The following is a 15,888-nucleotide window of genomic DNA, read 5'->3' as shown; positions in this document are numbered from 1 at the left end:
ATTGTTGTAATGACTCGCATTTCGTTTCTCCTGAGTGCAACTTATGATATTCTAATGTTATCCAAATTTTCCAGGAGGTAATATCCGTGTTCGATGAAGATATTGATGTTCAAGCGAAGACCGAGAAAAAGAAAATTTTAAAAACGCTGCTCATCATATTTATTTCTATCTGCACATTCATCACCTTAACCATTGGTTATGGTGTTTATTGGCTCTTCTATGATATGGGCAGACTGCCGAAAGGGAAATTTCTTATTGAGGCAGCTTCTCCTGAAGGGACTTACAGTTTAAAAGCGTACCTTATAAATGGAGGAGCGACTACTCCTTTTATGATTCGCGGTGAATTGGTATTCAATAAACGCAATCATAAAACCAAAAATATTTATTGGAGCTCTCACGAGGATCAAGCGGTCATCACTTGGAGCGATAACGATACCGTCATCATTAATGGTCATAGTCTTGACGTTCCTCACGATAAATTCGACTTTAGACATCCATAATGACGAGCTGCCTTGCCTGCACAGCATACATTATCATTTCGAGAATGTGCGTATAGACTTAGTCTCTTCTGCCAAATGACCCCATACTCGACTCAAACAAATTTAGATCTACAATCTAGTCCTATTTTTGCCTAACCAGCGCTCTTCGCAAAAATAGGACTAAAAAATAGGCTTATTACCGCTCAAAACCTGCCAATTTCCCCATAGTATCCGTTTCAGACAAAAATAGAGCTACAATCTAGTCTTATTTTCGCCCAATCAGCCCTATACGCATAAATAGAGCTAAAAAATAGCGTTATTACCGTTCACAGCCTGCCCACTAAGTACACTATGTCTCATTATGCATACGTGAACGCATCAAAACGGGGCTGTCCCAAGAGGTCTAAATGACCTCAGGACAGCCCCGTTTCGTTACTATGTTATTTACCGCCGGTAAACGTAATTCCTTTAATAAAGAATCGATTGAAGAACGCATAAATCAGCAGCGCTGGAAGCGTAAATACCATCGATGCAGCCATAATGTAGTTCCAGTGGCTAATGTACTGCCCTTTGAACGTATTCAGACCGAGCGTCAGCGTAAACATCGACTTGTCGGACATGAACATGAGCGGCTTCAGGAACTCGTTCCATGCGCCCATGAAAACGAAGATCGTTTGAGCTGCTAATGCAGGGATCGCAAGCGGCAATGCAATGCGGAAAAACACGCCGAACCGATTAAGCCCGTCCATCTCGGCTGCCTCCTCAAGCTCTTTGGGGAAGCTAAGGAAAAATTGCCGCATCATAAAGATAAACGTCGCATTCGCCATCATCGGCAAAGTCAGTGCAGCATACGTGTTCAACAAATCGAGCTGCTTCATAATTAAGTAAGCAGGTACGATCGTCAGTTGGCCTGGGATCATTTGCACCGCTAAGATAAGGATGAACATGATCTTGTTGCCGGCAAATTCAATACGTGCTAGTGCATAACCCGCCATTGAGTTGAACAGCGTATTGCAAACCGTCGCAACAACTGCAATCAAGGCACTGTTGTACATCCACCTGAGGAAAAGCGGCTCTTTCACGAAAATATCATAATAGTTCTGCAAGGTGAATTCTTTCGGAATAAAGTTGATACCCCCGGAAACAATCTCACTGAGCGGCTTAAACGAAGAGGAAAGCGCCCATAGAAAGGGAGCAACAGTGATGCAGCCGTATGAGAATAACAGGAAATAAAGAATCGCCTTTCCCCATTTGGATTGTTGAAATACCATCTAGTCGCCCTCCTAGTTCAGCTTTTCTTCGGCAAATAGCTTACGCTGTATCAGCGTTACGATCATAATGACAGCAGCCAGCATGACAGCGAGCGCAGAGGCATAGCCGAAGTCGAGATTTTTGAAAGCATATTGATAAATAAGCAGAGCTACGGTCAAGGTCGAGTTATTCGGTCCGCCTGAACCTGCTGAGAAAATATAAGATTGGTCAAAGAGTTGGAAGGTACCGATAATACCCATTACGACCGTAAAGAAGGTCGCAGGCTTGATTAGCGGCAGCGTGATGGAAATAAATCTCCTCCAGCCCCCTGCTCCGTCAAGCATAGCTGACTCATAAAGCGCATCAGGAATGTCTTGTAATGCAGCCAAGAAAACAACCATAAAGAATGGAGCGGTAGACCATATATTCATAAGCATGATCGCCTTCATGGCGACCGCAGGATCTCCAAGCCAGTTGTATCCATGCAAACCGATAAATTCAAGCACTCGGTTCAAAAGACCGTTTGAATTGTAAATCCACATAAATATAAGTGATAGTACCGCCGACGAAGTAATGGTCGGCATAAAAAATACGATACGGAAGAAGTTTTTGAATTTGAGCTTAGCATTCAATATAACAGCTAGTAAAATTGCAAACACCGTTTGCAGCGGCACAACAAACAAAGCAAAGGATGCCGTGTTCTTAAGCGCTATCCAGGCTCTTTCATCGCCTGCCATGCGCGTGAAGTTTTTAAATCCAACCCATTTGTAACTTACTTCGCCAAGCAGATTGACCTTATGTCCCGATAAATAAAGGGAATAGAAAACAGGCAAGAACAAAAAAGTACCAAGAACTAGAATGGTTGGAAGCAGGAACAGATAGCCGGTTACGTTATTTTTCAGCTTTCTTCTCCATGAAGAGACATGGCTCATGCTGCACCTTCTCCTTTCATATCAAAATCAGAGTTTGAAGGAGGGAGCGTCTTGCGCTCTCCCTCCTTCACCTCGCTTACTTCGCTGCAGCGATTTCCTTATTCGCAACAGCTTCTGCTTTTTTCATTGCATCTTCAAGCTTCGAATTACCCATAAATGTATCAACGAATTGGTTGTTGAAGTTGCTCATGATTGTAGGAAGTGTGGAGCCTGCTTGCCAAGGCGTTGCATAAGAAGCACCCGCTACAATTGCGCTGCGAAGCTCATCTTTGTCGTAGCCAAGCTCTTGTGATACCGATTTACGAGTTGGAAGCGCGAAACCTTTGCTCGTCCACGTTTTCATTCCTTCTTTACCAGTCAAGAAGGAGATCAACTGCCAAGCTGCTTCTTTTTTCTTCGATTCCTTGTTCATTACATAAGCAACAGTGAAAGCCATAGTGCCTTGTTTGCCATTTACAGTTGGAAGCTCAGCTGTGCCGTAATCTAGATCCTTGTAGTTGGACTCCAAGAATGGAATTGCCCAGTTTCCTTCGAATACGATGGAAGCTTTGCCTTGACCAAACATTTCGCCACCCCAGCCAGCGCCTACTTCTTTTGGCTCGCCGGATGATTTGTCTACATTGTGCATATCCGTTACAAGCTGCAAACCTTTAAGAGCATCTGGAGCCGCGAATGCAGCATTGCCATTCTCATCTGCTACTTTACCGCCAAATGCTTGAATCATGAACATTTGACGTGCAAGCTCAGGCGCAACACCAAAGCCGAAGCGAACCGTTTTGTCGCCTTCTTTTTTAGTAAGCTTAACTGCTGCTTCTTTCAGCTCATCCCAAGTTGTTGGGGGAGCAGTAATTCCTGCTTCTGCAAAGTCTTTTTTGTTGTAGAACATTGCAAGCGTAGAGAAATCTTTAGGGAAACCGTAGGAAACGCCATCTTGTTTGAAAGCATCAACCATCGGCTGTTCAAAGTCTGCAACATCAAATTCTGGTGTCACGTAGCTATCAAGCGGCTCTAGAACATTACGCTCAATAAGTGCAGGTGCTTCAAATGCGTCCAGGTAGAAAACGTCTGGGCCTTCACCGCCAATAAGTCTTGTTTTGATAACATCCATGTATTGATCGGCAATTACTTCATAATTAACCTTTACATTTGGATATTTTGCTTCAAATTCCTTTAACGTTTGGTTTAGCAAATCCTGCTCTTCTGGACTTGCTCCCCAACCTGCAAGTGTAACGGTTACCTTCTCAGCGGTTGGCTCTTTTGTCGCCTCTTGTTCTGTACCGCCGTTCGTTGCTGTATTACCTGTGTTTTTGTTGCCTTCATTGCCCTTGCCGCAAGCCGTTAACATAAGAACAACTACCAGCATTAAAGATAAAATCGAAACCCCTGTTTTCTTCATCTTACATACAACCTCCTTAGTAATATGAACTTTGTATATAAAGCATAAAGCGTGAAACCTATGAAATGAGAAGCTCATATCCTGTCAGATTAGACAGTATTTCCACCTCTGGGCCATTGATACCGCGAGTAACGCGCAGGCTTAGAGCGCCGCTGCCAATTTGCATTTGCTCTACTAGAAGCTCGTTCATCCCTTGAAGCAAAGAAGGCTTAATTGTAATCTGCTTCGTTAGAGCGTTAGGCTGAAGCCCAAGCAAGGCTTGTACAAATGTGAGCGGCGTCCCTGCTGCCCATGCCTGCGGAGAGCAAGCAACGGGGTAAGGAACTGGCGCACCAAGCGAATCATCATACCCGCAGAACAGCTCAGGCAATCTGTAATACTCAAACTTTGCTGCTGCATTCAATAGTCCTTGCATGACGGTAATCGCTTCTTCTTGGAAGCCTAAATAACTAAGACCTAGCAAACAAACGGAGTTGTCATGCGGCCATATGCTTCCGTCATGGTAGCTCATCGGGTTGTAGCCGGCTGCTTCCGTACTCATCGTACGAATGCCGTAACCACCGAACATGTCGGGAGCAACCAGTCTTTTCGCAACAGCGCTTGCACGCTCAGGAGAAGCAATTCCCGACATTAGAATATGTCCTGAATTTGAAGTGACGGAATCTACGCGCTTCTTATCCTTATCAAGCGCAATCGCGTAAAACTGCTCATCCTCCATCCAGAAGTCGCGCTCAAAGCGAACTCTAAGCTGTTCTGCATCTTGCTCCATGCCAGCGGCTTGTTCCTCGTGGCCTAAGCTCTTGAATATAGGGGCAAGCCTTGTAAGCGCTTGGTAGACATAACCTTGAACTTCGACAAGCGCGATCGGAGCCTCTGCATAATCGCCGTTGCGGTGAACAACGGAATCCGCAGAATCTTTCCAGCCCTGATTGGCAATCCCTTTAGACGATTTCTGATAATACTCAACAAAGGAATCATCGTCGCAGTCGCCATATTCTTTCACCCAAGCGAGCGCTGCATTAAGATGAGGCATTAGCTCTTTAACAAACTGAGCATCTCCGGTCCAGTGATAATACTCGGCAGCTAATAGAAGGAATAGCGGCGTCGCATCAATCGTGCCGTAATACGGCGTAAATGGAACCTGATTTGTGCTTGCCAGTTCGCCATACCGAATTTCATGCATCACTTTACCTGGCTGCTCATCGCGCCACTCATCTTCATTCTGGCCTTGATAAGCGGCCATCGTGAGCAAAGTTCCCTTGGCAATTTGCGGGTTTAAGGATAACATCTGCAGCGCAGTAATTAAACTATCACGGCCAAATGGCACCGAGAACCAAGGCAAGCCTGCAACTGGGAATGCTCCATATCCGATATCCGTAAGCAGGACTCTTAAGTCTTGCACTCCGCGATGATGCAGCTTGTTAAATAGCGGTACATCCGTTTGGATGGATGTGGATGATCCATTCCAATCCGCATACGATTGTCTAAGCTTAACCATCGCTTCCGCCGGATCGTGCTGCTGCGGCTCATTGCCGTCAATGATTGGTGCAATATAGAAAGCGATTGCATGGCTTTCCCGATGGTTCAGTTCCACATCGAAATGAAGCTCGCCTGTCTCGCCTATGCGACTTTCATTTGTATCCCATTTAATCTTCGTTTCACGGCGTATATCGTCAGCTCCGAGATAGCCAATAACTCTTTCCCGTTGGCCGCTTTTCTCTGCCGTCTTTCTTCCCAAATCGCCATGCTGAAAGCCGCGAACGACAAACATATCTGCAAAATCCGCATCCAATAACACGGAGAAATCAAATGTAATGGCTTTAGGATAATAGCTTGTGAGCTTGAACGTCTCATACAATGCTCCGTCATAAATGAAGCGTGTACGTTCAATTTCTACGGACTCACGCCACAAGATAAGCTCGCCCTTCTCTTCCATATGTGGATTGGTAAGGCGAATCGTAGAGATATAATTCTCATCCGCTGCTGAAGACAGCAGTATCGGCTTCTGACCGTTGATTCGGATCTCCATCCTGCTTATGAACCGGGTATCTTTTGTGTAAAGACCCTGACCTGAAACATCACCTTCCGGAATATCTCCATTCCGGTCCGTCATGAGGAATAGATCGTTTTCTTTGATGACTCGATAATCCAAGTGTTTCCCTCATTTCTTCTTGTAATAGCTTTTTTATTCCCTTAAATCATACAAACATTCGTTTATCCGAAACGTTTCGGAAAAGAGACAAAAAAATATGCTTACTCATTTTCGACGAAGCAATCTAACTTTCCAAAACGTTTCGGATAAGTTATAATCGAATTATAGATCATGATGAAAGCATTTACAAGAGTCAATTTATTTTTTAATTTTTATCATAATACATTACATGTTTTTCAACATTTCGGAGGTATTGTATGGTTACGATTAAAGATATAGCTAAAGCTGCTAGTGTATCTGTTACTACAGTATCGCGTGCCTTGAACGGCTATGACGACGTTAACGAGGGCACTCGGCTCAAAATTAAGACTATAGCAGACCAGCTCGGTTATAGCCCTAATATGGCTGCAAGGTCGCTCATATCGAAAAAAACAAAGACACTTGGCCTCCTTCTCTCCAATGTTACAAGAGACAGCTCCAAAGACAATATCGCTTTCGAAGTCCTTTGCGGAATAAATGATCGTTCAGGCGAACTCGATTATGACCTTGTCCTATTCAGTACAACACCTCAGAAACAAAAGGTAAAATCATATAAAACTTTATGCCAGGAACGAGGCGTAGACGGGGTTATCATCATGGGTATTCGATTAGACGATCCTTATTTGGAGGAAATCGTATCGTCTGATATTCCATGCGTCCTTATTGATATCACTCTCCAAGGTCCTAACGTTGGATATGTTACTTCGGATAATACAACGGGTGCTCTTGCGGCAACCAACCATTTGCTCGAATCGGGACATCGCCATATCGCCATGATAAACGGTCATGAGCAAGCAGCTGTAAGCCTGCTTAGACTAGAGGGCTACCGTCAAGCACTGCAAAGCAGCAGTGTTCCCTTTGATGAAACCCTTGTGCTGAATGGTTCATTTTCCGAGCATGGTGGTAGAGAGGCCGCACGACAAATATTGTCCAGCCGTCCTGAAGTGACTGCTATATTTTGCTCAAGCGACTTAATGGCACTCGGGGCTTTGCAGGGCGTTAAGGATATGGGAAAAAAGGTGCCTGATGATATATCGATCATCGGCTTCGACAACATTGATTTGACGGCTTATTGCACGCCCGCGCTCACTACCGTTCACCAGCATAAATACGAGTTAGGCTCCCAAGCGGCGCAAATTCTTATTGAAATGCTCGAAGGTAAAGAAATCATTCACCATGTCATGCTTGGTACAGAACTTATGATTAGAGACAGCGTACGCAGTATTTAATATGTGCTTTGACTCGAAAGTTCAAACAAAGTACATATTCAAGCAGCAATAACCCAAGTCTACTTACCTTGGGTTACTGTTGTCTTTGAGCAGACTATATTCAGTTCTCCGCCGTTACCGCAAAATAAACCGGAAACACCCCCATTTTCATCCATTCTTTATGGGTGTGCACCTTCATGTCTCGAAATCCTGCAGCAGCCAGCTTCTCATACAAATCCTTTGCGGTCAAAAAATTCGCTTGCGCGCGGTTAAACGCCTTAGGCTTACTGCTCAAATGAAAAAGCTTGTGTATTGCAAATTTCAAACTTTTTTTATTCAATATAGCTCTGCGCGCAAATAAATAATCCAAAATATATCCCGAGCCATGTACGAGAAAAAACACCCTTCCTCGCGGGGACAAAACACGAAAAACCTCCTGCAGCACCTGCTCCACCTGAAGATATTGCAGCGCTACTCTACAAACGACAAAATCAACGGAATGGCTCGCAAGCGGAATATGGTGCGCATCTGCTACCGTTGTGACTACTTTGCTAGAAGCTTCACTTCTGTGGAGCAGTGCTTCTAGAAGACCAATCTGGTGCGCATCCGAGTCGATTCCATATATAATATCCGGCTCATTCTGAAGTAAAGAGAATACGGTAGCCCCTCCCCCGCAGCACAAGTCCAGCATTTTCTTTCGATTTTTGGCCTCTGCGATAAGAAGGTGGTCAAAGGAATCGGGATCATAAAGCTGCCTGTAATATTCATAACAAGCGTAACCAAATGATTTTTCAACAAGCTTAAGATCTTCGGATACAATGCCGTTCATAAGGAGCGTATTCACTTCTTCTTCCGATGGTTTCTGTATCTTTACCCTTCTAATCCCCATCTCTCTGCAAAATAAATAAGCGACACCATCCAATAAACGCCGGTTAGACATAATCTCCGTTTTCGTGGTCACGCTAATGTATCCCCCCGATTTGAGGATCATATTTACTTATGGACAGACAGTTGAAATCCGACAATAATTGTTTTATTTTTGCATACGTATCCTTTAATCCGTAGTATCTTCGAATGCCATTTGACCAAGAGGTGTTAAAAATTTGCGGTTGATCGTAGTCTAAATCATAGGGATGGATATAATAAACGAAATAATCTTTATCGCCTATAATTTTTCTTGCTCCGCTATAAAAAAAACGATAAGGATAAATTCGAAAATACCCTCCGCCGCCCCATGGAATATTAACGCCGCCTAAGCGAAAAGCAGGCAACGGCACTTCCCAAAGATGATCTTTTATTTTAAAAGAATGTGAAACCTTCGAGGACAAATTTAACTTGGAATATAAGTTATTTGGTGTATTCGGACTAATACTAGAGTCGTAAGCGAATCCTTCTTCTATTAAAATATCAAGTCCCCAATCTGTCATAGAAAAACAGGGGGCACGATACCCACTCACCTTTGAACCGATCAAATGCTCTAAAATATCTTTTGACAGCCTAATATCCGCTTTAAATTCTAGTGTTGATTGATCATAAACGAGACGATGGGAATAGCCGTGTGATGCAATTTCATGACCTCTTCGATATATTTCTTTCACCAAGTCAGGCCTTTTCTCAGCGATCCAGCCCAGGACAAAAAAAGTGCCCGTCGCCTCATATTCGTCCAGAAGGTCCAATATTTGATGAACGGGCTGCTCAAGCCTTAATTCGCAGTCAGCCCATTCGGAAAGAGACAGGTTCGGACTGCAAAACCAATCCTCTACATCGACAGTAAAAGCCATTTTCATGACCATCCCACCCTTCTCCCCCTATTATTCATCAAACCTCACATTATGGCAACATTTGTATTTGATTGAATAATTTTGTATAGAAGGGAGTAGAGTTTCTCGTACATTCTTTACCCCGGAAAATCGGTAATAACTCCATCCACTCCGAGCTTTTTCATCCGTATCATATCTTGCTCAGACTGTATGGTCCACGCCATGACCTTCCGGTTGCGAGTATGAATTTGCTCTACGATCTTCTCGTCAAGCAATTCATGATTGTAATGAATGTAATCCGCGAAAGTAACAAGTTCATCCAGCGTCTTCTCTGACAGAGGATGCTGATCCTCCTGAATAAGCGCAGCAATTGGGATGTCCGGCAGCAGAGAGTGAATTAGTCGGGTCGATTGAAAGTCATAGGATTGAATAATGATACCCACGCTATTTTTGACATGTTCAACCGCTGTAAAATTCCGGCCCTCCTCTAAGCCATTAACTTGGAGCAAAAGCTCATAACGACGTACGACCTCAGCCACCTTCTCTTCCACGCCAGGATAAAGCTTTGATTCTTTAATCTCGATGAGCATGCCTAGCTTTCCAGCAAAACGGTGCATAACTTCTTCGAAAGAAACGATCTTCTCATCCGTATCGTCTGTTTTTTCATCATTGTTGGCATCCATATTTTCAAGTTCATTTAATGTATAATCGTCCACAGCGCCTGTATACTGCGTCGTTCTATCCACCGTATCATCATGAATGACAACTAGTTCACCATCTTTACTTAGCTGAACATCAAATTCGATAAAGTCTGTACCTAGACGCTCCGCTTGCTCGAAGGCGGCCATCGTATTCTCAGGAGCATCACCAGAAGCCCCGCGATGCGCGATAATTAAAAAACCTTCAGGAGTATTCGGATTAGATGCAGATACGATTAACGTCATGCAGCACAGCATGAGCAATAGCAAACCAATACTGCGCCAAACCCGCGATATTTTCCATTTGCCCATGTTCTAATCTCCTTCTCTCTGAACTGTCACCCTGACTATGTGCATAACCAATATTAACTGCAGCAGGGTCTTACTTTATTAAACATGCAAAGTATGAACCGAAACGCATTTTCCCGAAACAGTTGCTGCCAATGAACTCACTCTCTGTCTTCCTCAATGGGAATTTCAGAAAAAAAGGATGTCCCTAAAGGTCATAGACCTTCAGAAACATCCCATCTAAGCTTGATGCAAGACGTGCAAGAGAACACTGCTTAATCAACCTTCATTCACCTATGTGCGACTGCATCTGGCCTATTGCTCGCAGCAGCATGATCATTTTGCTCAAAAAGCATACCGTCCTTAATCGTTACGATTCGGTCACATAAATCCAATACACGCTCGTCATGGGTGACCATAACAGCCGCCTTGCCCCTTTGTTTAACTTCTGATGCCATAAGCTCCACTACCGCTCTCCCCCGTTTAGAATCGAGGCTGGCTGTCGGCTCGTCGGCTAGAATAACACCGGGATCATTCATGAATGCCCTAGCAATGGCAACCCGTTGGCGTTCTCCGCCGGACAGCTTCTCCGGATAATAATTCATCCGATGCAGCAGTCCTACTTTCTCAAGAAGCGCTTTAGCTTTCACAAGCGCTTCTTTTCCATCTGTACCTGCTAGCTTCGATACGAGCACCAGTTGATCTATTACTCTTAAATAAGGAACAAGATTCGATGCTTGAAAAATAAAACCAAGATTTTTGACTCTAACCTCGCTTAATTCGCTTGAGGATAAATTCGTAACGTCCTTTTCATTAATCAAGATCCGTCCGCTTGACGGTGAGAGCAGCGCCCCCGCTATGGAAAGAAAAGTACTTTTGCCCGAACCCGATGGTCCAACCACAGCGACAAACTCTCCTGCTTTTACGCTTAAAGATACCTTCTGCAGCGCCGTAACAGCCGTTTCACCTTCGCCATACACTTTATTTACATGCTCAAGAATAAGTTTTTCCTTCATTATTCAACCCTCCCAATCGCTTCAATCGCATCAACTTTTGCAATCCGGTTTAAGGACAGCAACGCACCGATAATCGAGACTAGAATAAGTAAACCGGAATATTGAGACAATATATTTACACCCAACTCAAAAGGCATGCTCGCTGGCAAAATTGCACTTACGCCAAAAGTAAGTCCGATGCTTATTGCAACAGCCACAATGGCCAAAAGCAATACTTGACCCACTAAATTTGCTGCCAGATAGGACGTCTTTGCTCCGATTGCCTTCAACACTCCGAATTGGCTAATTTTCTGCAGTGTAATGACATAGAAGAAAACAGCTTGTATGAAAGCGGCAATAACAATTAAGAAAGCGATCATCATCGTCAGGGAGCCTTGCTCCTCTTTAAAACCCGGAATGCCCTGTACCGCTTCTTTTTTTGTAATAACCTCCGTATCTGCTACACTCTTTTGCAATGATTCTTTGTTTAGATTTTCTGTATGAATGACAATAGCGTTATAGGAAACTGTTTGTTTACCAAAGGATGCTTGCATCAGCTTATTAAAATTTTGGATATCCATGAATGCTACCGGCGTATGACTGAACTTCTGATTAGTGGCAAAGCCGACTACTTTCCATTCAATGCCGAGCTCTTGATCCCCTAGCGTATCGCCAATTTGCACGCCTTGTTCTTTTAACGAGGAGTCAACGACCACTTCATTGCTTGCCCCCATGCTTTTCCCTTCAGTAATACTTGGCATTACCTTCCCGTTTGGCTCGATACCAAACAAAGCAATATCTATCTTCTTCTTGGAATCATTCCGATATACCGAAAGCATTGTTTGCCCAAGCGGTTCGGATTGTGAGAGTCCTTCTAATTGCCTGACCTCTTCCAGCTTCTCGGTACCTAGTGCGGACCGCGTCAGCTTATGCTCGGAATCCGTCTGAAGCACGAAATAATCGGCGTCCATATTTTTTAGAATGGATGCATTATCTGATGAAAGCCCATTGGCTAATCCTGAAACCATAAAGGTTAACCATGCGACCAGAACCATTATTAATCCAATTAGAAAATATCTGCCTTTCGCATATTTCAATTCGCGCACCGCTAGAAACATGTTCAACCATCTCCATTCCTTCTCTTGATAGCTGAAGTTTACGTTTGGAATATGAACAGAGCGTGAATGGCTCATTACAATGTGAAATTAACCTCAAAATAAACAAAAAAAAAGCTCAAGCCGCGATGGGCTCAAGCTTCTACTTGCCTATAATTATGCAATGCTGGCACTTCTACTGTTCTACTTGCCGCTATATTCCGAAGTTGCTGTATCGAGCATAGACTGCCAATTGGCAAAATCCGTTTCTCTTGCAACGTGACGATCAAACAGCTCATCCGGAATGTTCTGAACATCTTCTCTTGTTTCTACTTGAAAGTTGCCCTTCTCAAGAAACGCGCTAAAGCTTGTAAAGCTGGAATGCTTGCTCATAAACGATTCTTTAAACAAATCATCAAATGAAACATGATTCGGATCTTCCTGAATCGACTTCTGTCCTTGCAATTCTTTCAACAAATCTTCGAATGACATTGGCTTTTGCTTTCTCAGACGATCACCCCTAGGTCAATTTATTATATTTCGGCTTTCTTCGTTGCTTAACTGATCAGAACCCCATCAGGACGTTCGGTTACTACAGGTATAGTTTTGCGAATCATTTTCTCAATATCCTTCAAATAAGGAATTTCATCCACTTCGCAAAAAGAGATGGCGATTCCACTTAATCCAGCTCTGCCTGTACGGCCAATGCGATGAACATACGTTTCTGAAATATTAGGAAGGTTGAAATTAATGACATGCGAAAGCTCGTCAATATCGATACCTCTCGCCGCAATATCTGTGGCAACCAGTACTCGAGTTGCACCGCTTCTAAAATTAGTTAACGCATTTTGGCGGGCATTTTGAGACTTGTTTCCATGAATAGCCTGTGCAGAAATATTCACTTTAGTCAGTCCGCGCACTACGCGATCTGCACCATGCTTCGTCCGAGTAAACACAAGCGCCGAAGCGATGGATTTATCCTGCAGCAGGTCATTCAATAAATCTTGTTTATTACCTTTATCTACAAAATAGACAGATTGCTCTATTCGATCCACTGTTGAGGAAGCTGGAGTTATTTCCACTTTCGCCGGATTAACAAGCAGCGTTTTGACAAGCTTCGAAATTTCTGGAGGCATCGTAGCCGAGAAAAAGAGTGTTTGCTTTTTTCTTGGCATTTTGGCGATGATTCTCTTCACGTCGTGAATAAAACCCATATCGAGCATTCGATCTGCTTCATCAAGCACTAATATTTGTACATATTGCAAATCAACAAACTTTTGATTAATAAGATCGATAAGTCTGCCTGGAGTGGCAATAATAACATCAGCGCCTTGTCGAAGTGCACGCTCTTGAACCTTCTGTGAAACGCCGCCCACGATAGCTACACTGCGCAAGTCGGTAAATTGTCCGTACGCACGCATGTTTTCTTCTATCTGGAGAGCAAGCTCTCTTGTAGGTGTCAAAATCAATGAGCGAATACGTCGCTGTGCCCCCGGTTTAGCGGGTTGGCCGCTTAATAACTGAATGATGGGTAATGCGAATGCAGCCGTTTTCCCGGTCCCTGTCTGAGCGCAGCCAAACAAATCTCTGCCCGCTAGTACGACGGGAATGGCCTGCTCCTGAATAGGCGTAGGCTTCGTGTAGTTTTCCTTGGTTAGCGCCTTCAGTATTGCAGGGCTAAAATTTAGATCATTAAAAGTCATCTTTTCTCCTTCATTTGAAGCCTTATATTCTCAATCATGCTGCTTTTTATAATCGCATAGCATTTCCAAAAACCGTTCCTTTAAGACATAACAAGTAAGTATAGCATAATAAAACGATATAATCGACATAAACCTCTATCCTTGAGACAGCGGCCTAGGCCCATTTTTAACCTTTAGTTAAAAGTCATCCATACGGTATTTCCCAAAGGCTCAAAGCCTTGCTTATACCAAAAGTTCCTTGTTTTATCCAACGTGTATACATATATCTTTTTATTCGGATATTTTGCTTTTACCCATTGAATAAAGGCAGCAGCGTAACCCTTGCCTTCAAATTCCTTTAAAACATCAAGTGCTTCTATAAATACAAAGTTCTTTTTGTTTTTAATCTCAATATAAAAGTCCCGCTCCAAATACTTCTCATCATCGCTAAAATAATCTTGTTCTGCTTTCTGAATCAGCTGCTTGGCGTTATCGTACTCCCAAACGACTCCGTATCCAACCATCTCGTCCTCAGCCTCGATGACGTAAATGTTTTCCGGAAGCTCTGATTTGTCCTTTTGGCTAAGCTCCCCTGCGTGATAGGCGGAATGTATATCGCTTAACAGGTTTTGCATTTCTTGATCAAATGGTTTCGCAATAATAGTAGGCATTTTCAATCCCCTTTTTGCTACTCAAAGCATATAACGTTTCCAAACAAAAAGAAGCAGGGTATCATCTTGTACCCTGCTTCTCCTATTGATTGATTTTTTAGCGTTTATTAGTCTTAGACATCTTACCATAAATGATCGAAGCCAACTAGTCGTTCTCTTTTCCAATTGTCATCTAAGCTGATTTGCCAAGCCCAATATCGATCATTCCATTAACGATTCTTTTTCCTGAAATTTTGCAGCGTATGGACAAGCTTATCTCGCGCATCCTTGTTTTTCATTAAATAAGTGACGCCAGCTCCAATTGCAGTTATCAATAGTTTTTTCTTGCTCATGGGTACTACCTCCCTGAATTCGTCTTTGTATGAATGTACCCTGTTTATTGAGTTTTTAAGCACATTATGTTTCGTGTTTTCCATTTCAACTTCATTTATCGACTTGCTATATTTTTTGAAGATTAAACCACCATGATAAGGTTTTGTTTATTAAAGATCCGCTGCTTCTAAGAAAAATACGTCAAACCTTTTCATTTGCATGAATGTTGTAAGATTGAAATGCAACTCCAAAAATCGAAGGAAATTGAAAGGGGATTACGTATGAAGCATACAAATCCATTAAAAGCATTTCTTGAGGAAAGTGACGAAAGTACCATTGCTGCGATTGGAATCTACATTACAAATTATATTAATGAAAGCTGGGAAACCATCCTTCAAAACCATCAAGATATACTGCAAAAAGCTTACAACGAGGCAGGAGATGCTGCTTATGGAACATTTCTCAATCTGTTGTTCCTACCTGTTCATAGGCAATTTAAAGAGTCCGGTTTCCATCTCGAACCCAAACTTCCAGGCCATTTCGACCTGTCGCGGGAATGGGGAAATACGGAAGAAACCGACCAGCAGCGTTGGATGTGGAGCACGGTTTATTCCTCCAATGACGAGGCAATAGGGACCATCGTCACCATCACATTTCACGATCATACGTTGTTCCGTATTCCTCGCCAACCTCAAATCATCGCATTAAGCGCCACATCGAAAGCAGATGTCATAGCGGCACTTTCTCTCCTGTCTCCAGACTTTGAGCAAGCACTCGAGTTTACCGTTGAATACGAAAATTACCTGCGGAGCCAGCAAGGCTAGAACGGAAATAAAGCACGCTGCATCTAAAGTTCACGATTTCCCTCGATTAGTGATAAAAATCATTAGTATGTATAAGAAGTAAACATAACCATTTGAAAAATAGACGA

Annotated in this window: 16 protein-coding genes; 3 read left to right on the top strand and 13 right to left on the bottom strand. The window is 43.1% G+C overall.

Going from position 1 to position 15,888, the window contains the following annotated elements:
• Nucleotides 1–86 precede the first annotated feature (86 nt).
• The gene (locus tag AC0VYE_RS05120; protein WP_372239035.1) at nt 87–500 is read left to right on the top strand and encodes a DUF5412 domain-containing protein; all 414 of its coding nucleotides are present in this window, start codon (nt 87–89) and stop codon (nt 498–500) included.
• Between the two features lie 419 nt (nt 501–919).
• On the opposite strand, the gene AC0VYE_RS05115 is transcribed toward AC0VYE_RS05120, so the two are convergent.
• From AC0VYE_RS05115 to AC0VYE_RS05100, 4 genes are all read right to left on the bottom strand, one after another.
• Entirely contained in the window at nt 920–1,750 is an 831-nt protein-coding gene (locus tag AC0VYE_RS05115) for a carbohydrate ABC transporter permease (RefSeq protein ID WP_076271479.1), read from the bottom strand.
• A gap of 12 nt (nt 1,751–1,762) precedes the next feature.
• On the bottom strand, nt 1,763–2,662 hold the full coding sequence (locus tag AC0VYE_RS05110; RefSeq protein ID WP_076271480.1) for a carbohydrate ABC transporter permease: 900 nt from the start codon (nt 2,660–2,662) through the stop codon (nt 1,763–1,765).
• Between the two features lie 76 nt (nt 2,663–2,738).
• Nucleotides 2,739–4,058 carry an ABC transporter substrate-binding protein gene (locus AC0VYE_RS05105; RefSeq protein WP_475446473.1) on the bottom strand — a complete coding sequence of 440 codons (1,320 nt, stop codon included), beginning with the start codon at nt 4,056–4,058 and terminating at the stop codon, nt 2,739–2,741.
• A 58-nt stretch (nt 4,059–4,116) separates the two neighbouring features.
• Complete coding sequence (locus AC0VYE_RS05100; RefSeq protein WP_475446471.1) at nt 4,117–6,210, bottom strand: amylo-alpha-1,6-glucosidase; 2,094 nt, start codon at nt 6,208–6,210, stop codon at nt 4,117–4,119.
• A gap of 257 nt (nt 6,211–6,467) precedes the next feature.
• Between AC0VYE_RS05100 and AC0VYE_RS05095 the strand changes: the two genes are divergently transcribed.
• Nucleotides 6,468–7,478 carry a LacI family DNA-binding transcriptional regulator gene (locus AC0VYE_RS05095; protein WP_339207052.1) on the top strand — a complete coding sequence of 337 codons (1,011 nt, stop codon included), beginning with the start codon at nt 6,468–6,470 and terminating at the stop codon, nt 7,476–7,478.
• A 100-nt stretch (nt 7,479–7,578) separates the two neighbouring features.
• On the opposite strand, the gene AC0VYE_RS05090 is transcribed toward AC0VYE_RS05095, so the two are convergent.
• From AC0VYE_RS05090 to AC0VYE_RS05050, 9 genes are all read right to left on the bottom strand, one after another.
• Nucleotides 7,579–8,418, bottom strand: a complete 840-nt coding sequence (locus AC0VYE_RS05090) for a class I SAM-dependent methyltransferase (RefSeq protein ID WP_475446469.1) — start codon at nt 8,416–8,418, stop codon at nt 7,579–7,581.
• A gap of 1 nt (nt 8,419) precedes the next feature.
• Nucleotides 8,420–9,244 carry a polysaccharide deacetylase family protein gene (locus tag AC0VYE_RS05085; protein WP_475446467.1) on the bottom strand — a complete coding sequence of 275 codons (825 nt, stop codon included), beginning with the start codon at nt 9,242–9,244 and terminating at the stop codon, nt 8,420–8,422.
• 110 nt (nt 9,245–9,354) lie between these two features.
• Nucleotides 9,355–10,227 carry a glycerophosphodiester phosphodiesterase gene (locus tag AC0VYE_RS05080; protein ID WP_475446465.1) on the bottom strand — a complete coding sequence of 291 codons (873 nt, stop codon included), beginning with the start codon at nt 10,225–10,227 and terminating at the stop codon, nt 9,355–9,357.
• Between the two features lie 266 nt (nt 10,228–10,493).
• Nucleotides 10,494–11,219, bottom strand: coding sequence for an ABC transporter ATP-binding protein (locus AC0VYE_RS05075; RefSeq protein WP_475446463.1), 726 nt, complete (start codon nt 11,217–11,219; stop codon nt 10,494–10,496).
• Nucleotides 11,219–12,391, bottom strand: a complete 1,173-nt coding sequence (locus tag AC0VYE_RS05070) for an ABC transporter permease (protein ID WP_475446461.1) — start codon at nt 12,389–12,391, stop codon at nt 11,219–11,221. The genes AC0VYE_RS05075 and AC0VYE_RS05070 overlap by 1 nt, the downstream gene beginning before the upstream one ends.
• A 105-nt stretch (nt 12,392–12,496) precedes the next feature.
• Nucleotides 12,497–12,784: a hypothetical protein gene (locus AC0VYE_RS05065; RefSeq protein WP_076271489.1), complete on the bottom strand. Its 288-nt coding sequence runs from the start codon at nt 12,782–12,784 to the stop codon at nt 12,497–12,499.
• Nucleotides 12,785–12,849: 65 nt separating this feature from the next.
• The gene (locus tag AC0VYE_RS05060; RefSeq protein ID WP_083682686.1) at nt 12,850–13,995 is read right to left on the bottom strand and encodes a DEAD/DEAH box helicase; all 1,146 of its coding nucleotides are present in this window, start codon (nt 13,993–13,995) and stop codon (nt 12,850–12,852) included.
• A 173-nt stretch (nt 13,996–14,168) separates the two neighbouring features.
• Nucleotides 14,169–14,645 carry a GNAT family N-acetyltransferase gene (locus tag AC0VYE_RS05055; RefSeq protein WP_076271490.1) on the bottom strand — a complete coding sequence of 159 codons (477 nt, stop codon included), beginning with the start codon at nt 14,643–14,645 and terminating at the stop codon, nt 14,169–14,171.
• 209 nt (nt 14,646–14,854) lie between these two features.
• Nucleotides 14,855–14,977, bottom strand: a complete 123-nt coding sequence (locus AC0VYE_RS05050; protein ID WP_256711082.1) for a hypothetical protein — start codon at nt 14,975–14,977, stop codon at nt 14,855–14,857.
• A 261-nt stretch (nt 14,978–15,238) separates the two neighbouring features.
• Here AC0VYE_RS05050 and AC0VYE_RS05045 point away from each other — a divergent pair, with 261 nt between their 5' ends.
• A complete protein-coding gene (locus AC0VYE_RS05045; protein WP_475446457.1) occupies nt 15,239–15,781 on the top strand; it encodes a DUF6022 family protein in 543 nt (180 codons plus the stop codon).
• The last annotated feature ends 107 nt before the right edge of the window (nt 15,782–15,888 follow it).

The sequence above is a fragment of the Pristimantibacillus sp. Z349TD_6 genome (genome assembly GCF_056173205.1).
Note: the sequence above shows the minus strand (reverse complement) of the source record. Positions and strands in the feature narration are given on the sequence as shown.